The organism is Faucicola sp. SE7633 (assembly GCF_059264685.1).
Window position 1 is genome coordinate 12,638 of the sequence record NZ_JCADBW010000008.1, and the last position, 25,909, is coordinate 38,546.

Sequence of the window (25,909 nt, forward strand, 5' to 3'; positions counted from 1 at the left end):
AGGTGGCTGCACAAGTATGTGCCCACATGCTACAATGATGGGCGTTTATTTTTGGTTTATTCGCCTTGGTGGTCATATGTCCAAACCGATGCCAATCACTTATCAGCTGGATTTTAGCCGTTTTCGTCTGCATTTGGTCGATGTCACGCTGCGCTTTATCGCACCTGTCGATAACCCCGTGTTGTGGTTACCGACATGGATTGCAGGCAGTTATTTGGTGCGTGAGTTTGCCCGTCACATCGGCACGGTGACGGCACGGGTGGGCGATGATTTAGCCACCCAACGCCTTGTCAAGCTGGATAAAAACCATTGGCAAGTGCAGGCAGCGGCAGGTACGCCTGTGACGGTCAATTACGAGGTGTATGCCTATGATTTGTCGGTGCGCGGCGCGTATATTGATGAAACGCGGCTGTATGGCAATTTTGCTGTGTTAGCATTGGCGGTGCAGGGGCTAGAGCAGTCGCCTATTACGGTGGATTTGTTGTGCCCGTTGGATTTTGTTGCGATCAATGGTGGTGAGGTTGGCTTTGCCTGTGCGTTACCGTTTGTTGATTTAGACCCGTTTGATGACGTTGAAGCATTGGCGGTGATAGCTGACGCAGACGGGCAAACCTTTGACTGGCAGGACACCGAAGCGGCGTTGGCGGTGGATGACACGCCAGCGGATGACGATGAAACAGCCGATATGCCTGCCAGTGTATGCTATTGCGTGCAAGCTGATGATTATGAGCAGTTTATCGACAGCCCGTTTGAAATTGCCGAACAACGCGCGTTTGATTTTGTGGTGCAGGCCGCTGATCGGCAAGTGCCGCACCGTTTTGTGATTTCAGGGGTATTTGATGCGGATTTAAACCGCTTGCAACAGGATTTGCGCCAGATTTGCCAGACCTATGTCGATTGGTTGGGCGATACACCGTTTGCTGATTATGTGTTTTTGACCATGGCAACGGACAATGATTATGGTGGGCTTGAGCATGCCGCTAGTACCAGTCTGATCACGCCGCGTGATGATTTGCCCAGCGTCTATGAGCCTGCCGCGCCAAGTGATAACTATCAGCGGTTTTTGGGCTTGTGCAGCCATGAATATTTTCATGCTTGGTGGGTTAAGACTGTGCGCCCCGATGTCATGCTGACTGATGACTTGCATGCCAATTTGACGCGCGAGGCATATACATCGCTGTTGTGGGTGTTTGAGGGTTTTACCAGTTATATTGATGACTTTATGCTGCAAGCGGCAGGTGTGATCACGCCAGCGCGTTATTTAAATTTGCTTGGCGAACAAATCAACCGCTACCACCAGACCGCAGGCCGCACACATCAAAGTGTGGCGGAGTCAAGTTTTGATGCGTGGATTAAGCTGTATCGCAGCGACGAGAACAGCGCCAATGCAGGCGTGAGCTACTACAACAAAGGCGCATTGGTCGCGTTTGGGCTTGATGTCACCTTGATGCAGCACAATGGCCGCTTGTTTGACGTGGTCAAAGCCTTGTATCAGCGCAGCCAGCAAGCAGACACGCGCCACAAACGCCTTGGGCTGTCGGTCGCACTGCTGGATGAAGTCATGGCAGAATTTTTGCCCGTTGAGATTTGGCAGGATTTTAAAGCCCGTTACATCGACGGTACAGATGAGCTAGCACTGGCAGATTGGCTCAAAGCGGTGGGCGTGACGCCAAAACATGAGCACGACACCAACGCAGGCGCGGCATGGGGCATGCGATACAGCGCCGATACGCAAGGCATCAAGCTGCAACGCGTGTTGCGTGATGGTGTAGCGGCGCAGGCAGGGCTATCGGCGCATGATATCATTATTGCCATTGATGGGCTAAAAGCCAGTGAAAAACGCCTCACCGCCACCACCCGTGCGCAAGCTGTGACGGGCAATGCCAGTCTGTGCCACGTGTTTCGCCGTGATGAATTGCTACTGCTTGACGTGCCTGCACCAAACGCCACCCAGCAGCCTGTCCAAAAATGGCAGCTTGGCTTAACCACCGATGACACCGCCGCGCCCGATGCGCCATTGACCGCCGCCCAGCAGCAATGGTTGCAGCCGCCCTTGCGCCAGTATTGAGTTTTGATTTTTTAAAATTTATTTTGAAAGGATAATCTATGAGCCGCCAAACCACCCAGCCACACCCACAAAAAACCGCCACCCAAACCACCACCGTGCGCCCTGCCGAGCATGGCAATGGCAAAGCCTTGCCGATTATCGCCGCGTTGGTACTGGGCGGCTTGGCATTGTCACCGATTTTTTTACACAGTTTTGGCAACACCCCGCACGCTGCCGAATTAGGGCGCGGCGCACTGGGCCAGACCCCTCAGGCGACGACTGCCAATGCGGTCAATCCCACCAGCGATGAGGACACCAAAGTTGGCTACAGCCTAGGCTACATGATGGGCAGCAACGTGCATGACGTTGCCTCAGACTTGCGCGTGCAAGACATCGTCCAAGGCTTGCAAGATGGCTTTGCCAACAAGCCCACCAACCTGACCCCTGAACAAATGCAGCAAACCGTCATGGCATACGAGCAACGCCAAACTGCCAAACTGCTACAAGACAATCTTGCCAAAGGCGAGGCATTTTTAGCCCAAAATGCCAAAAAACCCAACGTCAAGACCACCGCCTCAGGCTTACAATATGAAGTGCTACAAGAAGGCACAGGCGCAAAACCCAAAGCCACCGACATCGTAGCCGTGCAGTACGAAGGCAAAACCATCGATGGCAACGTATTTGACAGCTCTGCCAAACACGGCGGCGAGCCTGTTGTGTTTCCGCTCAACCAAGTCATCCCTGGCTGGACAGAAGGTGTACAGCTGATGAACGAAGGGGCGAAATACCGCTTTTATATCCCTGCCAAATTGGCATACGGTGAGCAAGGCGCACCAGGGGCGATTGAGCCTAACAGCGTGCTGATTTTTGATATTGAGCTGGTGAAAGTCAATCCGCCTACCGACAATCCTGCAGAACTACAAGGTGCAGCACAAGGGCAGGAGCAGGGTTTAGACGCTGCCACCATGGCCGAATTACAACGCCAACTTGAGGCGCAGCTAGGTGCAGCGTCTGCCGCCCAATAACCAACCACCACATAGGACAGCGTCATGTCTTTTTTGCCCAAATATCTAGCGCGCGCGACAAGTTGTGCCTTATCCGTGGCGATTGCAGCCGCCATGCCAAGTCAGCTTGCCCATGCCGCGATTATCAAAATCGCTAAAGCAGCGCCCAACGCGACCACCTCGGTACAAGCCAACGCCGCGCAAGCGAGCCAAACCGCGTCACGCGCAACCAGCGAAACATCCAACGTCACCCCGTCACGCTATTTGCCTGCTACCAGTAGCGTGCAGCCGACCAGCAGCCAGATTGACCAAGTCAGCTACAGCTTGGGCTATTTGATGGCAAACGGTAACAAGGATGTTGTGGATGACTTGGTGCTAGACGCGTTTTTTCAAGGCTTTCGTGATGCCTATCAAGACCGCGACGCAACGCTTGGCAAAGACCAAATGCAGCGCGTGTTGTTAGCCTACCAAAAACGCAAAGAAATCGAATACGCCAAACAAATTGAGGCCACCGCCGCCGACAACGCCCAACAAGCCGAACAGTTTTTGCGTGACAACGCCAAACAAGCAGGCGTGCGCACCACCGCTTCAGGGCTACAATACCAAGTACTCAAAGCAGGCACAGGCGCGCGCCCAACTGCCAGCGACAGCGTCAAGGTGCATTATGAAGGCAAACTGATTGACGGCACGGTATTTGACAGCTCATACAGACGCGGTGAGCCTGTCACCTTTGCGCTTGACCAAGTCATTGCCGGTTGGCGTGAGGGTTTGCCGCTGATGCAGGTGGGGGCTAAATACCGCTTGTTTGTTCCGCCTGCGCTGGGCTATGGCGCGGCAGGCAATGCCGAAATCGAACCCAACAGCGTGTTGATTTTTGATATTGAACTGCTGGCCATCAATCCCAAAACAGCGGCAAAAGATAGTAATTAAATCAACCACTTGGCGTATGATTGACTTCCTCCACTCCCTTTGGGGGAGGGGGAAGCCAAGGTATGCTAAAGCTTAAAGCCGTTTGATTTAAAGCGCTTTTTTTAACACCTTGGAATTGCGTCCGCTGTCATAGCTTGCCAAACGCTTGGCAGGCAGTTGGTCGGCAGGCACTTCAACAAACCCTTGCTCAACAAACCAATGCGCCGTGCGCGTGGTCAGCACAAACAACGTATTGATACCGTGGCTACGCGCTTGCTGCTCCAAAAACGTCACCAAATCTGCGCCACGATTGCCCTTGCGGTAATTGGGGTGCACTGCCACACAGGCGACCTCGGCAGCATCATCTGATAATGGATACAACGCCGCGCAGCCAAGTACCATGCCGTCGCGCTCAATCACGCTAAAATACTCAAGCTCACTTTCTAGCCGCTCACGCGAACGCCGTACCAAAATGCCTTGCTCCTCTAGCGGCTCAAGCAATTCAATCAAACCCACCACATCATCAATATCTGCGCGGCGAATTTCTTCATACGGATCGTGCGAAATCAGCGTGCCTGAGCCATCACGGGTGAATAACTCCTCAAGCAGCGCACCGTCTTTGGCGTATGAAATAATATGCGTGCGGTGGATGCCGTGCTGACACGCCTCACTTGCCGCTTGCAAAAACCGCCCAACCTCACTATCTAACGGCGTATCACGCAAATAGCGCGTGACCTCATGCGGAATCATTTCTTTAAGCAGCTGCCCTTTGGCATTGGTGATGCCTGTGCGCTCACCCAAAAAAATCAGCTTATCCGCTTGCAGGCAAATTGCCGCTTGTAGCGCGACGTCTTCTGCCAGTAGGTTAAACACCTCACCCGTGGCAGAGTAACCCATCGAGCCCAAAATCACCACGTGGTTATGCTGCAAATTGTTGCGAATTGCCTCGGCATCAATCGCGCGCACCTCACCTGTAAACTGATAATCCACGCCATCGCGCACACCGTACGGACGCGCGGTGACAAAATTGCCTGACACCGCATCAATGCGTGAACCATACATTGGTGAATTTGCCAGACCCATCGACAGCTGTGCCTCGATTTGTAAGCGAATTGAGCCAACCGCTTGCAAAATCGCAGGCATGGCGGCAGGTGGTGTGACGCGTACATCATTGACCGTCGGCGCGTCAATGGCTTGTTGGCGCAAGTTGGCATCAATTTGCGGCCGCGCGCCATGCACCAACACCAGCTTAATGCCCAAACTGTGCAGCAATGCCAAGTCATGAATCAGATTGCTAAAATTGTCATGCTGTACCGCCTCACCATTGAACATGATGACAAACGTCTTGCCGCGGTGGGTGTTGATATACGGCGCAAAATTGCGAAACCACGTCACATACGCAGGCGTGCTGCTGCGCTCATCGGTTGGATTATCGGGCAAATCAATCATGGCATGATAGGCAGGTTCGGTACGGTTGGGGGTGAGCGCATCGGTTGGGTGAGATGGTGATATCATGGCAATCAAACTAATTAACGATAGGTTATGGAGGCTATGGGCGATAAAATAACGCTGACCCATCAACGGTCAGCACACGGCAACGCAGCATAAAATACATGAATTTTCCATAGTAGGCGAATTAAACCATAAAGTAAATAAGCGTTTGCCAAATTTGTGCCGTGGTTTTTAACAATCAGCCTGACTTGACTGTGGTGATTTGGTAACGCAAGCGGCCAGCAGACGGGCAATAGGTGTGTTTGGGCGCAAAGTTTGCTATGCTAAGCGCACACTGATGGTTTGCTTGTTTGGTTTGTCTCAACCGATGTCACGGGCGTAACCAACACGCAACGGATGAATATTGAATATTTAGTCCCAAATCAATAACTAGAGGAATGACCCCATGTTGAAAACCACTGCCAAACTTGCCGCGCTACTTGGCGCAGGCGTGCTATCAAGCCAAGCGTTTGCCGTGCTACCGACCTTGACCGCTGACCCCAACGCAACCGCCAACAACACGAACGCGTACAACGCTTATCAGGCAGGTAGCTACAATACCAATACCACCGCCGCCCAGCCTGTACTGGTTAGCCCACAATTAACCAACCTAATCACAGGCAACCAGAGCGTACCACGCGCACCTGCCGCCAACAATGCAGCCTTAACCAGCCGCGTGTTGGTGTCTGTCGTTGGGCGTGACGCGACAGGGCAAGAAGCGCTAAGCCCCATCACCCCACAAACTCAGGTAGCAAGCGGCAATGTGCTTGAGTATCGCGGTTACATCACCAATCAAGGCAGCGAGCGTGTGCGCAACATGAAAGTCACCTTTGATATCCCTGCCAACATGGAACTGATCAGCCAAGCGGATCTTGAGCCTGCGCGCGTCCGCGGTAGTGTCGATGGGGTGAATTTTCAGTACATGCCACTAAAAATGAATGTCGGCGGTGTGTTACAAGACGTGCCGATGTCACAATATCGCGCGGTGCAATGGGACGTACCGGGGCTGGGCTTGAACGAGGTGGCGATGGTCAAATACCGCCTACGGGTCAAATAATCTGACCAATACATGGCACAAATAAAAAACCGTCTGTGATAATCGACGGTTTGTTTGATTGACTGCCGAACCATCAGCGTTGTGGCATCGGCGGCCGCGCAGGTGGGGTAGTGCGAGTTTGCGCTGATAATTGTTGTAACAATGTTGGCAGGGCGCGTTTGGCCGCAGCCTCGCCTGCCCGAATTGCCGCGGCTTTGGCGTGTAAGTTTGCCGTGCCGATGGCGCGCACATCAGGGCGAATGACCACGTCCGCCAATGCCAACTCCGCCGAATCCTTGATAGGCGTTGCACCAAGCGCGGCATCAAGCTGTGTCCAAAAATCTCGTGGCTTGCTTACAAAGGTGGCGGCTTGATCTGTCGGTGCAAACACATCCACCGCAATAATGAGACGCGCGCCTGTATCTTTGGCGGTTTGCACAGGTACAAGGCTAACCATACCGCCATCAAGGTAACGGCGGTTGTTGATCCGTGGCGCGATAAACACGCCATACACGCTGCTTGATGCGCGTACCGCAAGCCCCGTATCGCCTTGGCTCAATTCGACCTTGCGCTTGTCGATGGCATCGGTTGCTATGCTGATAAATCGTATCGGTAGCCGCTCAATCGGGCGGTGACCTACTTGCGCGTTGATCCAGTTTTGTAGGCGCACACCTTCGATAAAGCCTTGTTTACTCAAGGTGAAGTCCAGCAATTCATCGTCACGCACACTCAGCGCGATTTGTTCAAGCTGTGCGGCAGATTTGCCACTGGCGTACAGGCTACCGACCACCGCACCCATGCTTGTACCAACAATTACATCAGGTTTGATGCCGTGACTTTCTAGCACGTTAAGCACACCGATATGGGCAAAGCCCTTAGCACCGCCGCCGCCCAACACCAGTGCCAGTTGCGGCGTGGCAGGTAGGGTTGGGCGAGGCGTAGGTATAGGCGTGGCCTGACAGCCGACCAAGTCAGCGGCTAACGCGCCTGATACAGTGATGCCAAATAATTGCAGCAATTCTCGGCGGTTTAATGGCATAAAAACCCTCAAAAATGGTATAAATCGGCGTTAGCATAGGCGTTTTTTGGCCAAAAAGCAAAACCTGCGCTAGGGCAACAGGCGGCTAGTTTTTTGTCCTTTAGCCGGCCAATCACCGCCGAAACCCCGCGTTGGTGCGTTTGAACTGTGCTATAATCAAAAGTTATCAATACGCTAGATTGTTTAAATACAACCAAAGGACAATGACCCCGACCGATTCTCCCGATGTGCTCAACATGCCTGTCACCGCGCTGGCAGGCGTGGGTAGCCACATTGCCAACCAACTGGCGCAGCTTGATATCACGCGCGTGTTTGATTTGTTGCTGCATTTACCGCGCGACTATGAAGACCGCAGCCGTATCATACCCATGCGCGAGCTGGTTGCAGGGCAATCGGCGTTGGTGCAAGGCGTGATCACCTACGTCAATGCCAAGCGCAGTGGCATGAGCGTGACGCTCAAAGACGATACGGGGCAGGTGACGCTGCGTTTTTATCATCTGTATCGCGGTTTACAAGAAACTATGGTTGCAGGGCAGATCTTGCGTGTGTTTGGCGAGGTGGCGATCAATAAATACGGTACCCAAATTAGCCATCCTGAATACGAGGTCATCACCGACCACAAACCACCTGCCGCCAGCGGTCTGATACCGATTTATCCAACCGTCAAGCAGCTACAGCAAAATAAGTTGCGCAGTCTGATTAACGTTGCCTTGCGCAGCGTCCAGCAACATCAGCAGCACGGCGCGCCCGAGAGCCTGCACCCTGCTGACTGGCAAGCCGTCGCGCCCATCATTGCCCAGCAGTTGCCGTTGTTGGCAGGCGTGACCGAGATTGCCAACCCGTTTGCCGAGTTTAACCTTTTGACGGCGTTGAGCTTTATTCATCGTCCGCCGATTTATACCGATTTGACCCAGCAGCAGCGGCTACTCAACGCGCTCAAAGAACGCCGCCACCCCACCTGCCAACGGCTGATTTTAGAAGAAATGTTGGCGCACCAGTTGGGGCTGATGTATCGTAAGCAACAGCTGCACCAGTACAAAGCACCGCGCTGTCAAACTATTAGCCCGTTGGCAGAACGCTTACTTGCCAGTTTGCCGTTTAGCCTGACACGGGCGCAGCAGCGCGTGGTCAGCGAGATTGTCCGCGATTTGGCGCAGTCTGTGCCGATGTTGCGTTTGGTGCAAGGCGATGTGGGCGCAGGCAAGACGTTGGTCGCAGCGTTGGCAGCGTGTTACGCGCTAGATAGCGGTTGGCAAGTTGCGCTGATGGCACCGACCGAAATTTTAGCCGAGCAGCATCTGCACAATTTTGAGCGTTGGTTTACGCCGCTTGGCATCAACGTGGGCTGGCTGGCTGGCAAACAAACCGCCAAACAACGCGCCCACATGCTGCAAGCCGTTGCCGATAATGACGTGCAAATCGTCATTGGCACGCATGCGATTTTTCAAGAACAAGTCAGCTTTGCCAAGTTAGGCTTAGCGATTATCGATGAGCAGCACCGTTTTGGCGTTGAGCAGCGCGTCGCCCTACTCAACAAAGGTCTAGCGCATACCACACCGCACCAACTGATGATGACCGCCACACCGATTCCACGTACCTTGGCGATGAGCGCGTTTGGCGACATGGACACATCTGTGATTGATGAATTACCGCCCAACCGCACACCCATCACCACCGTGACCGTCAGCCGTGACCGCCGTGATGAGGTCATTGAGCGTATTGCGGTAAACTGCCAAGCAGGCAAGCAAGCGTATTGGGTCTGTCCGCTGGTTGAGGAATCAACCGCACTGGACGCACAAGCCGCCGAAGCCACGTTTGCCGATTTGGCTGACCGCCTCAACATCCCCATTGGGCTGGTGCATGGCAAGATGCGTCCTGCCCAAAAACAAGCCGTCATGCAAGACTTCAAAGACGGCAAAACCGCGCTACTGGTCGCCACCACCGTGATTGAAGTGGGTGTCGATGTGCCCAACGCCTCACTGATGGTGATTGAAAATGCCGAGCGCCTTGGCTTGTCACAGCTGCACCAGCTGCGCGGACGCGTTGGACGCGGCAGCGAAAAAAGCTACTGCGTGCTGCTTTACCAAACGCCCCTATCTGCCACAGGTGTCGAACGCTTAAACGTCTTGCGCGACAGCAGTGACGGCTTTGTCATCGCCCAAAAAGACTTGGCACTACGCGGCGCAGGCGAGCTACTTGGCAAACGCCAAGCAGGGCATTTGGGCTACTATATCAGCGACTTGGCGCGTGACGAGGTGCTGCTGGTCATGGCAAACGCCTTGGCGCGGCTGCTTATCGCTGACCCAACGCGCAAAGCCGATGTGCACCGCCTGATTGCACGCTGGACACCCAATGCCATCAAGTACATCAACGCCTAATCTTTGCCCATGATCTTGCACTGTGGTGGTTTATGATTAAATTAACTTAACCATTTGTTACTATTTCTCAGATTAAACCCTCCTAATTACCGACAAATGTACTAGGTTTTTAGCACAAAATTTTGCTATCTTAGTCAGTATCAGTACATAGGCTCAAATTTTTATAGAAGTACCAAGAAAATTTAAGCTTTTTTAAAGAAAATAAATGCAACCTTAATCAACAGGCAATAGCAGATGCTCATCAGCGACTGGTTATTCTGCTTAGCTTGATATGATTGGTAAATGATAGGGAGTTGGCTATGCCACAAACCAAATACGACATCAAAGTGGGCGACAAAGCAGCAGCTGATGAATTCGTCAAAAAAACCGAAACAGTGAAAGGCGTAAAATTCGTCAATGTATCGACCGATGGCAACATGGTGGTGGTGACTCATGGTGATGATTATGACGAAGCGGCGTTCAAGGCTGCCGCAGGTATCGCCTAACGCATTTTGGTGCAGCCGTACCAAAAAAACCGCTGTATCATTGGGCGGTTTTTTTATGACGGCTTGGACTGGGCAATGTGGGCTGGACAAACTGGTTTTAGCCAAAACTGCGTGGTGGTCTTTCACCAAATTGTCATGTTGCTGCTTTATGCTGGTAGCCAAAAAACCTTGTGTGTATTTGTTCGCTATTAGGAAGCCAGCATGACCCAGCACAACGACGACCACGAAACCAGCCCACTGCACAATTTTTTTAAACCCGATGCCGAAACACCGATGCTCAACCGCCGCCGCTTTTTGCAAGCGTCATCAATGACGGCCGCGGCAGGCGCGTCGCTGATGCTGGCAGGCTGTGACGACGATGACGACGACACCAGGATTGAAGCTGTGGGTGGCGACCGTGCGCGTGTCCAGTTTTTGCATGGTGTTGCCAGTGGCGACCCCCTAAGCGACCGCGTCATCATTTGGACGCGCGTTACTCCCGACAGCGCAGGCAGCTACCCTGTGCAATGGCAAGTGGCCGCCGATAGCCGTTTTAGCCAAATTGTGCAATCTGGCACAGCGATAGCCGATGGCGGGGCGGATTATACCGTCAAAGTCGATGCCACAGGTTTAAAACCTGCCACCACGTATTACTATCGCTTTATGGCAGACGGTGCGACCAGCCCGACAGGCACAACCAAAACCCTACCGACAGGCAGCGTGGCGCAAGTCAAACTTGCCGTGGTTAGCTGCTCAAACTTCCCTGCAGGCTACTTCCATGCTTATGCCGACATCGCCAGACAGCCGCTGGATGCCGTCATTCATTTGGGTGATTACATTTATGAATACGGGCGCACAACGACTGACAGCAACGGGCAAGCCGTGACCGCGTATGCCTCAGCGCATGCCGCTAAGCTTGGGCGCGAGGTCAGCCCTGCCACCGAGCTTTTGACGATTCGTGACTACCGTGAACGCTATGCGCAATACCGCAGCGACAAGGATTTGCAAGCCATGCACGCTGCCTTGCCGATGATTGCGGTGTGGGACGACCACGAAATTGCCAACGATGCCTACATGGATGGCGCAGAAAATCACCAACCCAATGAAGGCGATTGGAACACGCGCAAAATGGCTGCGATGAAGGCGTATCACGAGTGGTTGCCAACGCGCACAGGCGTGATGAACCAGATTTATCGCAGTTTTAACTTTGCTGACTTGGTCAGCTTGCACATGCTGGACACGCGTATCATCGGGCGCGACAAGCAGCTTGATTACAATGACTATATTGGGGTGGATGCCAGCGGCCAGCCTGTCTTTGATGGCAACAAATTTGTTACCGATTGGACAGCCGCCAATCGCCAGCTACTTGGCTTGGCGCAGCAAAACTGGCTATACAGCCAAATGCAGCAGTCAAACGCGACATGGCAAATGTTGGGTCAGCAAGTCGTCATTGGCAAAATGCGTATGCCGTCGCCTGTGCTGTTTAACTTGCTAAACCCCAAAGTTGGCGTGACTATCACGGATTATCTGGCAATGGCACAAAAAGCCAAACAAGCACCCAGCACACTCAGCGCGCAAGAGCAAGCCATATTAAACGCGCCTTATATCCCCTACAACCTTGATGCGTGGGACGGCTATGCAGTGGCGCAAGAAACGGTGTTTACCATGGCAAACAGGCTCAACAAAAATCTTGTGGTGCTATCGGGCGATACCCACAACGCATGGGCAAACAACCTTGTGACCAATGACGGCAAGCCTGCAGGGGTGGAGTTTGCTGTGCAGTCGGTGACCTCACCGGGGTTTGAGGCGTACTTACCTAGCGTACCGCCCGAGCAGCTTGCCACCGTGTTGCCGATGTTGGTGCAAGGCGGCACGCTCAAATGGTGCGATACCAGCCGCCGTGGTTATATGGTGGTCACCGCAACGCGCGAGCAATGCCAGTGCGATTGGGTGTTTGTCAGCGATATCCTAAAACCGACGTATAGCACCAATCTGGGTAAGACGCTGGCGGTCAAAGCAGGACAAATGCAGTTGGTCGGCTAACAATGCATATCACCCAGCAAAAACCGTCCGCCCGTGCTGGGGCAGGCGGTTTTTTGTTGCGTAAAAAAATCGCCACTTAACCAAGTGGCGATTGGTTTTTGCTGTCAGTATTGGCTCAAAAACAGCTTTACATGTTGGGATAGTTCGGGCCACCGCCGCCTTCGGGTGTCACCCATGTGATGTTTTGTGACGGGTCTTTGATGTCACAGGTTTTGCAGTGTACGCAGTTTTGCGCATTGATGACAAACTTGGCACTGTCTGCACCATCGGGCACAACTTCATATACCCCTGCAGGGCAGTAGCGCTGAGCTGGCTCAGCAAAGATTTTGAGGTTACGCGTAATTGGAATGGCAGGGTCGGTCAAGCGCAAGTGGCAAGGCTGGTCTTCGGCGTGATTGGTGTTGGAGATAAACACCGATGATAGCTTGTCAAACGTCAATTTGCCGTCTGGCTTGGGATACTCAGGCACAAAGGCGTGGTCAGCGCGTTCTAGTGCGGCATAATCGGGCGTGGTGTCGCGAATCGTCAATGGCATTTTGCCTTTAAAGATATTGGCATCTAGGAAGTTAAACGCGCCGCCCATCCATGTGCCCATGCGGTGCATCGCGCCTGCAAAGTTACGCGCTTGGTACATGTCTTCATGCAGCCATGAATTTTTGAACGCGTCTTCATAGCTGGCTACTTCATCGTGTGCACGCCCTGCGGCAATCGCGGCATAGACCGATTCAGCCGCCAACATGCCCGATTTAATCGCCGTGTGCGTGCCTTTGATTTTGGCAGGGTTCAAAAAGCCTGCGTCATCGCCGACCAACACGCCACCAGGGAAATACAGTTTTGGCAGGGCATTGAGACCGCCTTTTGCCAAGGCGCGCGCACCATAGGATAGACGCTTACCGCCTTGTAAAATGCTGCTGATGACGGGATGGGTTTTAAGGCGTTGCATTTCATCAAACGGTGACACATAGGGATTGGTGTACGACAAATCAACCACCAAACCAAACGACACTTGGTTATTTTCATCAAAATACAACCACCAACCGCCTGTGCTGCCTGTTTCAGAAAGCGGCCAGCCTGAACCGTGCATGACCACGCCAAGCTCATGCTTATCGGGCTCAACTTCCCATAGCTCTTTGAGCCCAATGCCATAATGCTGTGGGTCGCGCCCATCATCCAAACCAAACTGTTTGACCAAACGCTTGCCCAGATGGCCGCGGCAACCTTCGGCAAAAATCGTGTATTTTGCCAACAGCTCATAGCCAGGTTCAAAGCTTGATTTGGGTTTACCATCAGCAGCAACGCCCATGTCACCTGTGACGATACCACGCACCGAGCCGTCTTCGCCGTATAGCACCTCAGCGGCGGCAAAGCCTGGGAACATCATGACTTCCAGTTCCTCGGCTTGGGTAGCCAACCAGCGCACCAAATTGCCCAATGAGATGATATAGTTACCGTCATTGTGCATCAACGCAGGTACAATCTTGTTGGGTAGCTGGCGGTGTTTGGTCGCGTTTTTGAGCATATACACGCGGTCTTCTTTGGCCGCTACATGCACAGGCGCGCCTTTTTCTTTCCAATCGGGAATCAGCTCAGTCAGCGCGCGCGGCTCCATGACCGCGCCCGATAGGATATGCGCGCCGAATTCTGAGCCTTTTTCGACCACGCACACGCTAAACTCGTCATTGCCTGCCTCGATGGCAAGCTGGCGCAGGCGAATGGCCGCCGACAGACCTGACGGGCCGCCGCCGACGATGACCACGTCGAATTCCATTTGTTCACGTTCGATGGGTTGCACGGTGTCCGTGCTAGCGTCTGCTGACATGGCTACTCCTTAGCAAAAATTGGCTGAATGACAACGTTCCATTCAAAAAGTTAAGCAAACAGATACAAGATAAACGCGTTGGCAGGGCAATATCGGCACAAAATACAACAAAATCTTAGCCCTTTTCAAACGTTTAGCCCTCTAAATTGCCCCATTATAGCCTAAAAAAATCCATTGCCATATAGCCAAACTTTGCGCACACGGGTCTATGACCAGTCAGTCATTTTTTATCCGATAAAAATTGGCGGTTTTTGGTGATAGACCAAGCGGTGGCTTATAATTTTTTACGCATTGATAAAGCATTGCTACGCGCAAGCCAAATAAAAGCCGCTATGATAACCACAGCAACTGACATGACAGCACAAGGAATGATGATGAACAGCACGACCGCCACCCAAACACACACCGCCAGTCTAGACAACCTCAGCCAGCAACTACTGACAGATGATGACGCAAACCGCCAACCGATACCGCCGCTAGAAACCTGGCAACCCAAATTTTGCGGCGCAATGGATTTGGTCATCAAAGCCAATGGCGAGTGGTGGCATGAGGGGCGCAAAATTGCGCGCGATGCCATGGTGACGCTATTTAGCCGCGTGTTGTGGGCAGAAGTCGATGATGCAGGTGCGGTGACGTATTTTTTAAAAACCCCTGTTGAAAAACTGCAAATCACTGTCGAAGACGCGCCGCTACTGGTCACGCAATACGATTATATCGAACAAAACGGCAAACGCGTGCTGCAACTGACCACCGCGCAAGGTGAGCGCGTGACTGTGGATGCAGCGCATCCGCTGCAATTTGGCTTACCGTTTCATTTGGCACAACAACATGCCGATGCCGACGCGACAAACACCAAAACTTGCAACGAGCAAGCCGAGCAGCCGTACGTTAAGGTGCGCCAAAATGGCGATTCGGCAATTTGGGCATTGGTGCACCGCAACGTGTTTTATCAGCTTGCCCATGCAGGTGAATTGGTCGAGCAGGGCAACGATGTGACCTTGCGCTTGCCAACTGGCGATACGGTGATTGAACTGACCATGCCGTATGATGGCATGGCTTAAGTGGTTAGTGCGCCAAGTTTTGCCTGCTAACATCCAACATTGATACCGTTTGGGCAAAAATTCATGGTTTTAGCCCAGTTTTTGCGCTAAGATAATTGGCTATTGGGGCAATGCGCCCTAAGCGTGTGTTTTAAGTCTGTGGTAAATCGTTTAAATTAAAGTGCGTGACGGCATGTGCCCATCCCAGCCAGTGTTTTATCCCGTCAATCAGCCGTGTGCCAATCCTGCCAATGCGCCGATTGGGGTGTTTGATTCGGGTGTCGGTGGGCTGTCGGTACTGGCGCACATCATGCAAGCCTTGCCGCATGAGCGTTACTTGTATTTGGCAGACACGCTGCATGTGCCGTATGGTGGGCGCAGCGCGGCGGATATCGAGCGTTTGACAATCAACGCGGTGCGTTGGCTGGTAGCAAAAGGCTGCAAACTGGTGGTGATTGCCTGCAACAGCGCGTCGGCGTATGGGCTGCAGGCGGTGCGCCAAGCGTTTGCCCATATACCCATCGTGGGGTTAGTGCCTGCCATCAAGCCTGCGGTGCTGGCAAGCCAAACGCGCCACATTGCCGTGCTTGCCACGCCTGCCACGCTCAATGGCGCATTGCTTAATACCGTGATTGCGCAAGTTGCGGCACCGCATGGGGTGACGGTGGGTAAATACAGCCTAGCCAGTTTGGTGCCGTGGGTAGAAGCAGGCATGCCAAGCGGACATGTGGCGGTGGGTGAGCTGGCACATTTGCTTGATACGCTGATTGCGCAGGCGGTGGATTATTTGGTATTGGGCTGTACGCATTATCCGTTTTTTGCCGATTATTTGCGCGCCCAGATTGCGGCCACAGACGCGCGCTTGACGCTGATAGATTCAGGCGGCGCGATTGCTCGGCGGGTTGCGTCGTTGCTGCAAACGGCAGATTTGCGCCGCTTACAGACGGATTTGCCTGCGCTGACGCTATGTGTCACGGGCGATGTTGCCCAAACTCAAACGGTGGCGACACGCTTGCTTATGCAGTACTTGCCGCCGCGTGCGGTTGCGTTTGGACACAGCGATTTGACGGCATGATTGTGTGCCGCGGTGTGGTTTGTGCCGTTTGTGTGTTGATGAAAATAAGCTAAAAGTACAAAACAAGCGAGAATTTAGGTGACCAGCCGACCTTATCATATCCATGTGTGTTTGGTGCGTAACGAGCAGCCTGCGCTTGAAAACGCGCTGCAAGACGCGCTGACCCCTTTGTATAACGTGACGTGGGATTTGATTGGCAGCCCCGAAAACGCCAACGCCTTTAGCCGTCGGCAAATCGATGCCAGTGACGCGGTGCTGTTTGTGCTGGGTGGGGATTATGGCACGCTAAGCCCCATGGGTATCAGCTATTTACACCTAAACTATCTGTACGCGCGCAACAAGCCATCGCCTGTGGTGGCGCTTTTGCGCAGTGCCGCGTCACTGTCCACCGTGTCACGTCAGCGGCTGGACTTAGCCAACCAAGTGCAAAAAGAACAGTACGAACGCACCGTGTTGTATCACGATGTTGAGCAGGCGATCGAGGCGTGTTTGCGTCTGGTCACAGCGTTGGTTGAGCAGCACACGCCGCATCCAGTTACCTTTAGCGCTGATAGTGTGCTTGCGCCGCCTGATAGCGCGTCAATGGCAGCGGTGTCACCGTTATTTCGTACGCCATGGAGCAAGCGCGACCGCACCAATGAGAACGTGCCGCCTGCCGCGCCACCTGCCACGGCGGCTAGACCAAAGCTGCATTTGGTGCTTGATGACACCGTATTGGTCAATTATTCGGCGCATGCTTATCAGCACGGCAATCTGCACGATATTACCGCGACGCATCTGCTTAGTTGGGGCGAGATGTTGGATATGATTGCGCTATTGCCCGTGCCATTTAGCACCGACATGCTGCAACGCGCGTTTAATGATTTGCTCAAAGCCCCTGCGCTGGCGGTGGTGGAGCGCACCATGCCCGACGCGCACGCGGTGTCACGTTGCCAAATCAACAGCTTAGATTTACAATGGATTAAACAGCAGCTCATTGATAGCGGTTGGATTTTGCCCCACAAAGACGCGCGCAGCACGCGCGAGCTGTGGCAGCTCAATCGCAATATGACCCTGCTCAACGATTATTAGGCTAAAAATTTTTTAAGGAGTATGTTACATGGCTAATCCAACCAATCCGCCAGACCGTGCTGAACTCAACCGCGAAATCAGCGAACTTGAAGATAGCATGCACGAGGCGCGTCAGTTTCGCACACTTGAAGAACAAGTCGCTGATATGAAACGGCGCGGCATCAACCCCAGTGAAAACTTCAAAAAATGGGACGATGACGAAGACGACGACTGGGGCAGCAATGCTTCGGGTGAAACCAAAAAAATCCAAATGGATGATGGCAAAGAGCCCACCCCACCACCGATTGTCTAAGGCTTCTGACAAAAAAACCTCAAACCGCGATGGCTTGAGGTTTTTTGATGGGCAAGCGTCACAAACGCTTAGCGCGACGGTACCAAAACCACGCCATTACCAGTATCAACGCGACGCATAATAACAGGGCGATTGTTGTTAGGCGCGCTGACCACTGGCGCGACGACGACAGGTTGGACGATGCGGTAGCCGTTTGGTTGGTTGTATGTGGTAGGTTGGCGGTACTGGCTAGGTTGGTTGGTTGGTTGCCTGACAAATGCACCCGATTGTCCGTTTTGTCCAACCAACTGGCGATACAGCTTCATGCCTGCGCGCCCGTCGGGATTCACACCTTGTTTGCGTTGGTAGTCTTGGATGGCATAGCGTGTCTTATCACCAATAATGCCGTCCGCGTTGCCGATGTCATAGCCCAAATTGAGCAAAGCTTGCTGAATTTCACGCGCTTGTCGGCGGCTGATACCAGGATCGTCGGTCGGCCATGGCGTGGCAAAGCCGACATTGCTGGTGCGATTTTGTCGAATCATATCTGACAAGTGTGCGATGGCAAGCGCATAGTTCTCTGACGCATTGTAGCTATAAAACGTGTCAAAGTTTTTGCCGACCAAAAACGCCGGCCCTTCAACCCCAGCAGGCAACAGCAGCCCCGCGCTGTCTAGGTCACTGGGCAGTGGGCGGCCATCGGGCAACGTCAAGCCTTGGCCGCGCCAGTAGCTTATCGGTTTTTTATCTTTGCGATTGCTGTTTGCCCAGTAGCCTGACGGCAATTTGACTTCATAGCCCCACGGCTCACCCGTGCGATAGCCTGATTTTGCCAAAAAGTTGGCGGTCGAGGCAAGCGCGTCGGCTTCGCTATTGACCAAATCTTTGCGCCCATCACCGTCAAAGTCTTGTGCCAAGCGCAAAAACGTTGAGGGCATAAACTGGGTTTGCCCAAACGCGCCTGCCCATGAACCTTTTAAGTCTTCGCGGCGGATGTCACCTTGCTGCAGGATTTTTAGCGCGTTGGCGTATTCGGTGCGAAAATAACTTTGCCGACGGTCAAAACATGACAACGTTGCCAATGATTCAATCAAGTCCTTTTTGCCCAAGGTTTTGCCAAAGTTTGACTCCACCCCCCACACGCCAAGCACGTGGTTGGCATCCACGCCATAGCGTTGCTCGATTTGGCGCAAGGTCGGCATTAGACGTTGCTTGGCGGCAACACCGTCTTGCGCGCGTTCATCATCAACCAACCCCGACAGATAATCCCAGACTTTTTTGTCAAACTCAGGCTGATAATTCAGCGATACCACCACACTGGGGTCAGGCGCGCTTGGGCGATAACGCTCAAACGTACTTGGCAACACAGCTGCAAACCCCGATGAATTTTTGAGCTTATTTAAGCATTGTTGAAACTCACCGTTGTCCAAATACGGCGGCTCAGGTGCGGCAAACGCCGACGCGCTGACCAAGCCTAAAACCATACCGCTTAAGCCAAATTTGAGGGATTTTTTTGCGCATCGTGCGTGTTGGTACACAGGCGTTGTCATGGTCAAACCTTTTATTTAATCGGGTAAAAAATTTATAGGGCACAAAATATCATGCAAAAAATAAGCACCTATCTTAACACAGACGGTGCCTATTACAAGCTTACAAGCCGTGACCAGATGACAAGCCGCCATCCCTGCATGGGTTATTGGCTGCGTTCGACCACAAAGCCGCTAAAATACTGCTTGAGCTTGGCAAGTTTGGGCGGAATGACAAAGTTACAGTAGCTTTGGCTGGGGTTTTTGGCGTAGTAGTCTTGGTGGTAGTCCTCGGCAATATGAAATTCTTGCGCAGGGTGCACCTCTGTGACCACACGAATGCCCATCTCATCGCGCAGTTGCCCAATCACGCGGTCAATGGTTGGTTTTTGTGCCGCCTCATCGGTATAAAAAATCACTGACGCGTACTGCCGCCCCACGTCATTGCCTTGGCGGTCTTGCGTGGTTGGGTCATGGGTGACAAAAAAGATATCCAATATCGTCTCAAGCCCGATGACGCTGTCATCAAATTCGACCGCGATAACCTCGATATGCCCTGTATCGCCGCCGCACACCGCGCGGTAGTTGGCGGTTGCCGCATCGCCGCCCATGTAGCCTGAGGTGACTTGCGTCACGCCTTTGACATGGCGAAACACCGACTCGGTGCACCAAAAACAGCCGCCACCTAAAATAATGGTTTGCATGATTGTTCCTTATAAATCCGTTATGTAACCGTCTATAACGCTGGATAAATGGGGACTATGCAGCTGATTTTAAAGGGGGTGTCACGTTGGCTCATGGTCCGTGATGGCAGCTAGCCTAGCCGATTTTTGTGCCAGCACACGGCAATTTGTCAGCCGCGCCCGTCAGCATTGCCGCAAGCATATTGTGTGATTTTGTTAATTTTTTTGTTTTTATTAAAACCTCTGAACCATAAAGCCACGGCTGGGCGATACAGAGGGGTGATATTGGCGCTATCATCACATCGACTACAAATAAATGGTTTATTCCACTATACAAATAAGGTTTTGTTGGTATAATCATGATTAAGAAAAATTTTAAGTCTTAAGTTGTCTTAAGATACCAAGCAAGACAAAAGTTTTGCCAAAACAAGGCTTTAAATAAAAAAGCTTTGCGCATAACTGGGCAAATACAAATAAAAATTTCAAACGAAAGTTGGGTAACCTTGGCCGTGACAGCAGGCGCGGTTGGGGTATAAACATGGGCATAAAAATAAGGCGTGCCGAAGACCGCGGGCAGTGTCACCAAAACGTAGGTTTAGTCAGTGATTAATGCGCGTTCGGCAGGCTGTGGTGTCAGTTATGAAAAAATCATCTTATGTGGTGCTGATTGTCGCCCTACTGGCGTTGGCAGCGCTGGCTATCTACATGAACCGCCAGCGCACCCAAGACGCAACGCCAACGGGTTTTGCGTCATCAAACGGGCGTTTACAGCTGCAAAAAATCGATGTCGCAAGCTTACGCGCAGGCCGAGTCAGCCAAGTGCTGGTTCATGAAGGCGATGCAGTCGAGCAAGGCACGCCGTTGGTCACGCTGTCATCCGATGAGCTAGACACCCAGTTACAGGCAGCACAAGCTGCCAAAGCCCAAGCTGAGGCTGCCAAGTCACGCGCACAAGGGGCTATTCGTCGGGCGATGAGCACACAAAAACGCGCCGAAGGTGGCTTTGCGCGCACCCAAGGCGGCGTCAGCCAAGCCGGTGCCGTCATTGCCGCCAAACAAGCGCAGCTACAAATCGCTAAAGACAACCTCAACAACACCATTGCCTTGCGCAAAGATGACTTGGTATCGGTGGCAGAATTGCAGCAACGCCAACAAGCCTATGAAGCCGCCAAAGCTGAAGTGCTCGCCGCGCAAGCCGCCAAAAACCAAGCATCGGCGGGCTCAACAGAAGCACAAGCTAGCATTGATGAGGCGCGGGCAGGCGTTGAAGAAGCCAAAGCCGCCATGGCAGAAGCGCAAGCAGGTATCGACCAAGCCCAATCACAAATCAACCGTGTTAAATCCATCCAGTCTGATTTGTACGTACGCGCGCCACAGGCTGGACGGGTTGAATACCGCATTGCCGAGGTCGGCAACGTCATTGCCGCAGGCAGCAAGGTTGTCACGCTGGTCGATCCAAGCGATGTGTATTTAGAAATCTTTTTGCCAACCGACAGCAGCAGTCAAGTGCAAATTGGCAGCCCTGCGCGGATTGTGTTGGACGGTATCAACGCCGTTTTTCCTGCCAAAGTCAGCTTTGTCGCCAACCAATCGCAGTTTACGCCCAAGTCGGTCGAAACCAAAAACGAGCGCGAAAAAATGATGTACCGCGTCAAGCTAAGCTTAGATCCCCAAATTGCCAAACGTTATCAAAATCTGCTCAAAGGCGGCATGACTGCCCAAGGCTATGTTCAGCTTGACCCTGCTGCCAACTGGCAAGAAGATTTGGCGGTTAAACTGCCAAACTACCCATCCAACGCGCAGCCCACACCCAGCCAAACCGCCAACCCAACGCCTGCTACCGCTTCAGCTGCCGACTAACGGCCTTAAGGAGCAGATGGCGATGAAACGGCTACAACCTTTTAACACGCGACAAGCGGCGGCTGATTTTTGTGTCCCTCAGTCGGATAACCTACCAGCAGCGGTGGTGGTACAAAACGTCTCACACCGCTATGGCAAACAAACCGAAGCGCTCAAAGATATCAGCGTCACCGTGCCTGCTGCCACCACCATCGGTCTTGTTGGGCCTGATGGCGTGGGCAAATCGACCTTGATGAGCCTGATTGCTGGCATGAAAAAAATCCAGACAGGCACCGTCCAAGTCCTTGGCAAGGACATGGGCAACAAGCGCGACCGTGAGCAACTGCTCAACAAAGTCGCCTTTATGCCGCAAGGGCTTGGGCATAACCTCTACCCAACGCTGTCGGTGATGGAAAACATCGATTTTCACGCGCGCCTGTTTAGCATTGACAAAACCGCGCGCCAAGCACGCATTGAGCGTTTGCTGGCCGCCACCGATTTGCTAAAATTCAAAGACCGCCCTGCAGGCAAGCTGTCGGGTGGGATGAAGCAAAAACTTAGCTTGTGCTGTGCGCTGGTGCATGACCCTGATTTGTTGATTTTGGATGAGCCCACCACAGGGGTAGATCCGTTGTCGCGCCAGCAGTTTTGGACATTGGTCAATACATTGCGCGGCGAAAACCCCAACATGACGGTGATGGTATCAACCGCTTATATTGATGAAGCGTCACAATTTGCCTACACCATTGCCATGAACGATGGCGAAATCCTCATCAGCGACACCACCGAAAACGTCGTCAAGCAGTACGCCAGCCAGCCACTAGACGCTGAAGGGCGACCCAACCTTGAGGAGGCCTACAACAGGCTCTTGCCCGAAAACAAACGCGGTGACAACAGCTTTAGCGTGCCACCGTTTGAGCCTGACCCAAGTTTACCGCCTGCCATTGAGGCAGAGGGCTTGACCAAACGTTTTGGTGATTTTGTCGCGGTCAATCACGTCAGCTTTAGCATTGCCCAAGGCGAGATTTTTGGCTTTTTGGGGTCAAACGGTTGTGGCAAATCCACCACCATGAAAATGCTGACGGGGCTGCTTGATGTCAGTGAGGGCACGGCGTATTTGCTTGGCGAGCCTGTGACAGGTGGCAGCATGGAAAACCGCCTCAAAGTCGGCTACATGTCGCAGGCATTTTCATTGTATGAAGAGCTGTCCGTCCGCGGCAACCTCAAGCTACACGCGCGGCTATACCGCATCCCCGAAAACGAGCAGACACGCTATATCGAACAGAGCCTTGCCGCGTTTGACTTGGCCGATGTGGCCGACAAACTGCCTGCCGATTTGCCGCTTGGCATACGTCAGCGTTTGCAACTGGCGGCGGCGTGTTTGCACCAGCCCAAGGTGCTGATTTTGGATGAGCCGACATCGGGCGTTGATCCTGCCGCGCGCGATATGTTTTGGAAAAAACTCGTCGCATTGTCGCGTGAGCAGCGCATTACGATTTTTGTTTCCACCCATTTTATGAGTGAGGCGCTACGTTGTGACCGTATCTCGCTGATGCATCAAGGCAATGTGTTGGCCGTGGGCAAACCGCGCGATCTACAAGCCCAAAAAGGTGCTGATACGTTTGAAGAAGCGTTTATCGCGTATTTGGTTGATGCCTCCGACGATGGCAAAAACACCAAACAAAACGCGCAAGCGGCTGCCGCCAACTCACCGCCAGCTGATGCCGCCAAGTCGCAAACCGCCGCCGCAAGCGAAAATCGCGAGCAACCCAACAAAAAACCGCTCAAACGGCGTCAAGGTCTGTGGGCATGGCTGGCATTGATGTGGGCATTTGCCAACCGTGAGGGCAAAGAGCTGCGCCGCGATAAAATTCGGCTGTCGTTTGCCTTGATCGGCCCTGTGGTGATTATGCTGACAGTGGCATATGCGGTGTCGTTTGACATCAACCACCTGAACATGGCGGTCATTGATTATGACCAATCCACCGAAAGCCGTGAGCTGATTGAATATTTTGATGGTTCGCCGTATTTTTCGGGCGTTGAGCGTTTGCAATCGAGTGAACAGGTGCAAACACGCCTCAAAAGCGGTGACGCCAAGCTGGTTTTGGAAATTCCCAGCCAGTTTGCGGCAGATATGAAGCAGTTTGACCGCCCCGAGATTAACTTTTATATCGATGGCAGTGCGCCATTTATCGCTGAGAACATCAAAGGCTATGTCACGGGGATTTTGCTGACGTATGCGCGTGATAAGGTGCGCCAATCAGGCTTGCCGATTGACTCACGCCCTGCCATCGTGATTGAGCCGCGGTTTTTGTATAACCAAGGTTTTGCCAGTATTTATGCCATTATCCCTGGTACGTTGATGTTGGCGTTGATTTTGATTCCTGCGATGATGACCGCGCTTGGTGTGGTGCGTGAAAAAGAGCTGGGCTCAATCACCAATTTATACACATCGCCTGCTTCAACGACGCAATTTTTGGTTGGCAAGCAGATTCCGTATATTTTGACGGCATTTGCCAGTTATTTTGTGTTGGTGTGGATTGCGATTGTTGTCATTGGCGTGCCTGTCAAGGGTTCGTTTGTTGGGCTGACGGTGGGCGCGCTGCTGCTGGTGTGCGCGGCAACGGCGTTTGGGCTGTGGATTTCATCGATGATGAAAACACAGGTGTCAGCGGTGTTTGCCACCGCGGTGGCGGCAATGATTCCTGCGCTGAATTTTTCAGGCTTTTTGTATCCGTTATCATCCATCACAGGCGTTAGCCGATTTGTGGGTGAGGCGTTTCCTGCCGCCTATTTTCAGCAAATCAGCCTTGGCGCGATTGCTAAGGGTTTGGGGATACAAAACTTTGCGCGAAATTATTTGATAATCCTTGGCTTTGGGGTGGTGTATGTTGTGCTTGCCAGTCTGTGTTTGCAAAAACAGGAGCAATGAGTATGCAGCGCGCTGATTTGTCCAAACCTGTGCCTGCCGCGCCCAAGCGCGTGCCGCCTGGTGCGTGGCAAGGGCTCAAAAACGTCATGACCTTGACCAGCAAGGAGTTTCAAACGCTGTTTAGTGATCCGATGGTGTTGTTGATTATCGCGTTTTTGTTCACGGTGTCGATTTATACCATCTCAACGGGGATTACCACCGAGGTCAATAACGCCACCGTGGCGGTGGTAAATCATGACCGATCGCCGATGAGTCGCTATTTGATTTCGACATTGCAGCCGCCAAGTTTTCAGCCGCCGATTGAGGTTGCCGATAGCCAGACCCTAAGTGATGGCTTTGATAAAGGCGAATATATTTTTGGTTTGGAGTTTCCTGAGGATTTTGAAAAAGACGCGCGCACAGGCAAGCACCCGAGCGTGCAGTTATCTGCCGACGCGACGGCGGTGTCACAAGCAGGCGTGGGCATGGTGTATATCCAAGAGATTTTTAACCAAGAAGCCTACAATTATCTAAAAAAAGACAGCCCACTTGAGCGCCTGCCTGTCAAAATCCAAACCAGTGTGTGGTTTAACCCCAACACCGCCAGCCATTGGTTTTTTGCGGTGACCAATATCGTCGGCTTTGTGTTTTTGCTGGCGATGATGCTGGTTGGTGCGGCCATTATTCGTGAAAAAGAACGCGGCACGATTGAGCATTTGTTGGTTATGCCTGTGACGGCCAACCAAATTGCACTGGCAAAAATCATCAGCAACGGCGTGGTGATCGCCAGTGCGGCATTGCTGTCGTTGATATTTGTCGTGCAAGGCTGGTTGGGCGTGCAGATTAATGGCTCGATTGCTTTATATATGCTTGGCACGTTGGTGTTTTTGTTTTCTGCCTCGGCCATGGGGATTATGTTTGCCACGCTTGCGCCGACGCTGCCGCAATTTGGCTTGTTGTCGCTGCCCGTGTATGTGATTTTGCGGCTGATATCAGGCGGTGATGCGCCGTTTGAGAGTATGCCTGTGTGGGTGCAAAGTATTTCGCAGTTTTCACCCGTCACCCAATACGCGCTGTTTAGCCATGCGGTGCTGTTTCGCAATGCCGATTTACACATCGTTGGGCATTATTTGGTTGAGATGACCGTTGCAGGGCTGATTTTTATGTTTTTTGCCTTGCGCCGTTTTCGCAGTATGTTGGATAAACAAGGCTAACGGTTTTTTGCCCGTTGGTAGCCGTATAGTGAATTATTTTGGACAATGA

Annotated in this window: 19 protein-coding genes; 14 read left to right on the forward strand and 5 right to left on the reverse strand. The window is 52.6% G+C overall.

Going from position 1 to position 25,909, the window contains the following annotated elements; translation table 11 throughout:
• Positions 1–76 precede the first annotated feature (76 nt).
• Genes AC5L4R_RS04560 through bamJ (AC5L4R_RS04570) form a run of 3 tightly spaced genes read left to right on the forward strand, consistent with a single transcriptional unit; the run spans position 77 to position 3,981 of the window.
• Positions 77–2,068, forward strand: a complete 1,992-nt coding sequence (locus tag AC5L4R_RS04560; RefSeq protein ID WP_494472887.1) for a M61 family metallopeptidase — start codon at positions 77–79, stop codon at positions 2,066–2,068.
• A gap of 38 nt (positions 2,069–2,106) precedes the next feature.
• Positions 2,107–3,072, forward strand: a complete 966-nt coding sequence (gene bamJ / locus AC5L4R_RS04565) for a BamJ family beta-barrel-assembly machinery protein (RefSeq protein ID WP_494472888.1) — start codon at positions 2,107–2,109, stop codon at positions 3,070–3,072.
• Between the two features lie 24 nt (positions 3,073–3,096).
• On the forward strand, positions 3,097–3,981 hold the full coding sequence (gene bamJ, locus AC5L4R_RS04570) for a BamJ family beta-barrel-assembly machinery protein (protein ID WP_494472889.1): 885 nt from the start codon (positions 3,097–3,099) through the stop codon (positions 3,979–3,981).
• An 87-nt stretch (positions 3,982–4,068) separates the two neighbouring features.
• Here bamJ (AC5L4R_RS04570) and argA read toward each other — a convergent pair whose 3' ends face one another.
• Positions 4,069–5,409: an amino-acid N-acetyltransferase gene (gene argA / locus AC5L4R_RS04575; protein WP_494472945.1), complete on the reverse strand. Its 1,341-nt coding sequence runs from the start codon at positions 5,407–5,409 to the stop codon at positions 4,069–4,071.
• Positions 5,410–5,857: 448 nt separating this feature from the next.
• Between argA and AC5L4R_RS04580 the strand changes: the two genes are divergently transcribed.
• Positions 5,858–6,508 carry a hypothetical protein gene (locus AC5L4R_RS04580; protein ID WP_494472890.1) on the forward strand — a complete coding sequence of 217 codons (651 nt, stop codon included), beginning with the start codon at positions 5,858–5,860 and terminating at the stop codon, positions 6,506–6,508.
• Positions 6,509–6,581: 73 nt separating this feature from the next.
• Here AC5L4R_RS04580 and AC5L4R_RS04585 read toward each other — a convergent pair whose 3' ends face one another.
• Positions 6,582–7,526: a patatin-like phospholipase family protein gene (locus tag AC5L4R_RS04585; RefSeq protein WP_494472891.1), complete on the reverse strand. Its 945-nt coding sequence runs from the start codon at positions 7,524–7,526 to the stop codon at positions 6,582–6,584.
• 203 nt (positions 7,527–7,729) lie between these two features.
• On the opposite strand from AC5L4R_RS04585, the gene recG reads away from it, so the two are divergent.
• The 3 genes from recG (at position 7,730) to AC5L4R_RS04600 (ending at position 12,411) form a co-directional block, all read left to right on the forward strand.
• Positions 7,730–9,904 carry an ATP-dependent DNA helicase RecG gene (gene recG, locus AC5L4R_RS04590; protein WP_494472892.1) on the forward strand — a complete coding sequence of 725 codons (2,175 nt, stop codon included), beginning with the start codon at positions 7,730–7,732 and terminating at the stop codon, positions 9,902–9,904.
• 299 nt (positions 9,905–10,203) lie between these two features.
• A complete protein-coding gene (locus tag AC5L4R_RS04595; protein ID WP_067057688.1) occupies positions 10,204–10,389 on the forward strand; it encodes a hypothetical protein in 186 nt (61 codons plus the stop codon).
• A gap of 201 nt (positions 10,390–10,590) precedes the next feature.
• Entirely contained in the window at positions 10,591–12,411 is a 1,821-nt protein-coding gene (locus tag AC5L4R_RS04600; RefSeq protein WP_494472893.1) for an alkaline phosphatase D family protein, read from the forward strand.
• 127 nt (positions 12,412–12,538) lie between these two features.
• Here AC5L4R_RS04600 and AC5L4R_RS04605 read toward each other — a convergent pair whose 3' ends face one another.
• Entirely contained in the window at positions 12,539–14,230 is a 1,692-nt protein-coding gene (locus AC5L4R_RS04605; protein WP_494472894.1) for an electron transfer flavoprotein-ubiquinone oxidoreductase, read from the reverse strand.
• A 353-nt stretch (positions 14,231–14,583) separates the two neighbouring features.
• Here AC5L4R_RS04605 and AC5L4R_RS04610 point away from each other — a divergent pair, with 353 nt between their 5' ends.
• The 4 genes from AC5L4R_RS04610 (at position 14,584) to AC5L4R_RS04625 (ending at position 17,708) form a co-directional block, all read left to right on the forward strand.
• Positions 14,584–15,291 (forward strand): DUF1285 domain-containing protein, encoded by a 708-nt coding sequence (locus AC5L4R_RS04610; protein WP_494472895.1) that lies wholly within the window; start codon positions 14,584–14,586, stop codon positions 15,289–15,291.
• A 172-nt stretch (positions 15,292–15,463) separates the two neighbouring features.
• Positions 15,464–16,345 (forward strand): glutamate racemase, encoded by an 882-nt coding sequence (gene murI, locus AC5L4R_RS04615; RefSeq protein WP_494472896.1) that lies wholly within the window; start codon positions 15,464–15,466, stop codon positions 16,343–16,345.
• Positions 16,346–16,423: 78 nt separating this feature from the next.
• Complete coding sequence (locus tag AC5L4R_RS04620) at positions 16,424–17,416, forward strand: DUF4062 domain-containing protein (protein ID WP_494472897.1); 993 nt, start codon at positions 16,424–16,426, stop codon at positions 17,414–17,416.
• A 28-nt stretch (positions 17,417–17,444) separates the two neighbouring features.
• Positions 17,445–17,708: a hypothetical protein gene (locus AC5L4R_RS04625; RefSeq protein WP_494472898.1), complete on the forward strand. Its 264-nt coding sequence runs from the start codon at positions 17,445–17,447 to the stop codon at positions 17,706–17,708.
• Positions 17,709–17,776: 68 nt separating this feature from the next.
• Here the strand turns inward: AC5L4R_RS04625 and AC5L4R_RS04630 are convergent, their stop codons facing one another.
• Positions 17,777–19,171 (reverse strand): lytic murein transglycosylase, encoded by a 1,395-nt coding sequence (locus AC5L4R_RS04630; RefSeq protein WP_494472946.1) that lies wholly within the window; start codon positions 19,169–19,171, stop codon positions 17,777–17,779.
• Between the two features lie 209 nt (positions 19,172–19,380).
• Positions 19,381–19,917, reverse strand: a complete 537-nt coding sequence (msrA, locus tag AC5L4R_RS04635) for a peptide-methionine (S)-S-oxide reductase MsrA (RefSeq protein WP_494472899.1) — start codon at positions 19,915–19,917, stop codon at positions 19,381–19,383.
• 618 nt (positions 19,918–20,535) lie between these two features.
• Here msrA and AC5L4R_RS04640 point away from each other — a divergent pair.
• Genes AC5L4R_RS04640 through AC5L4R_RS04650 form a run of 3 tightly spaced genes read left to right on the forward strand, consistent with a single transcriptional unit; the run spans position 20,536 to position 25,860 of the window.
• Entirely contained in the window at positions 20,536–21,756 is a 1,221-nt protein-coding gene (locus tag AC5L4R_RS04640; RefSeq protein WP_494472900.1) for an HlyD family secretion protein, read from the forward strand.
• A gap of 22 nt (positions 21,757–21,778) precedes the next feature.
• Complete coding sequence (rbbA, locus tag AC5L4R_RS04645; protein ID WP_494472901.1) at positions 21,779–24,667, forward strand: ribosome-associated ATPase/putative transporter RbbA; 2,889 nt, start codon at positions 21,779–21,781, stop codon at positions 24,665–24,667.
• 2 nt (positions 24,668–24,669) lie between these two features.
• Positions 24,670–25,860, forward strand: coding sequence for an ABC transporter permease (locus AC5L4R_RS04650; protein WP_494472902.1), 1,191 nt, complete (start codon positions 24,670–24,672; stop codon positions 25,858–25,860).
• Positions 25,861–25,909 lie beyond the last annotated feature (49 nt).

Bases quoted from the DNA above. Each gene is read 5' to 3' on its own strand.
- AC5L4R_RS04560 (WP_494472887.1), top strand. From the start codon at position 77: ATGTCCAAACCGATGCCAATCACTTATCAGCTGGATTTTAGCCGTTTT.
- bamJ (WP_494472888.1), top strand. From the start codon at position 2,107: ATGAGCCGCCAAACCACCCAGCCACACCCACAAAAAACCGCCACCCAA.
- bamJ (WP_494472889.1), top strand. From the start codon at position 3,097: ATGTCTTTTTTGCCCAAATATCTAGCGCGCGCGACAAGTTGTGCCTTA.
- argA (WP_494472945.1), bottom strand. From the start codon at position 5,409: ATGATTGATTTGCCCGATAATCCAACCGATGAGCGCAGCAGCACGCCT.
- AC5L4R_RS04580 (WP_494472890.1), top strand. From the start codon at position 5,858: ATGTTGAAAACCACTGCCAAACTTGCCGCGCTACTTGGCGCAGGCGTG.
- AC5L4R_RS04585 (WP_494472891.1), bottom strand. From the start codon at position 7,526: ATGCCATTAAACCGCCGAGAATTGCTGCAATTATTTGGCATCACTGTA.
- recG (WP_494472892.1), top strand. From the start codon at position 7,730: ATGACCCCGACCGATTCTCCCGATGTGCTCAACATGCCTGTCACCGCG.
- AC5L4R_RS04595 (WP_067057688.1), top strand. From the start codon at position 10,204: ATGCCACAAACCAAATACGACATCAAAGTGGGCGACAAAGCAGCAGCT.
- AC5L4R_RS04600 (WP_494472893.1), top strand. From the start codon at position 10,591: ATGACCCAGCACAACGACGACCACGAAACCAGCCCACTGCACAATTTT.
- AC5L4R_RS04605 (WP_494472894.1), bottom strand. From the start codon at position 14,230: ATGTCAGCAGACGCTAGCACGGACACCGTGCAACCCATCGAACGTGAA.
- AC5L4R_RS04610 (WP_494472895.1), top strand. From the start codon at position 14,584: ATGACAGCACAAGGAATGATGATGAACAGCACGACCGCCACCCAAACA.
- murI (WP_494472896.1), top strand. From the start codon at position 15,464: ATGTGCCCATCCCAGCCAGTGTTTTATCCCGTCAATCAGCCGTGTGCC.
- AC5L4R_RS04625 (WP_494472898.1), top strand. From the start codon at position 17,445: ATGGCTAATCCAACCAATCCGCCAGACCGTGCTGAACTCAACCGCGAA.
- AC5L4R_RS04630 (WP_494472946.1), bottom strand. From the start codon at position 19,171: ATGGTTTTAGGCTTGGTCAGCGCGTCGGCGTTTGCCGCACCTGAGCCG.
- msrA (WP_494472899.1), bottom strand. From the start codon at position 19,917: ATGCAAACCATTATTTTAGGTGGCGGCTGTTTTTGGTGCACCGAGTCG.
- AC5L4R_RS04640 (WP_494472900.1), top strand. From the start codon at position 20,536: ATGAAAAAATCATCTTATGTGGTGCTGATTGTCGCCCTACTGGCGTTG.
- rbbA (WP_494472901.1), top strand. From the start codon at position 21,779: ATGAAACGGCTACAACCTTTTAACACGCGACAAGCGGCGGCTGATTTT.
- AC5L4R_RS04650 (WP_494472902.1), top strand. From the start codon at position 24,670: ATGCAGCGCGCTGATTTGTCCAAACCTGTGCCTGCCGCGCCCAAGCGC.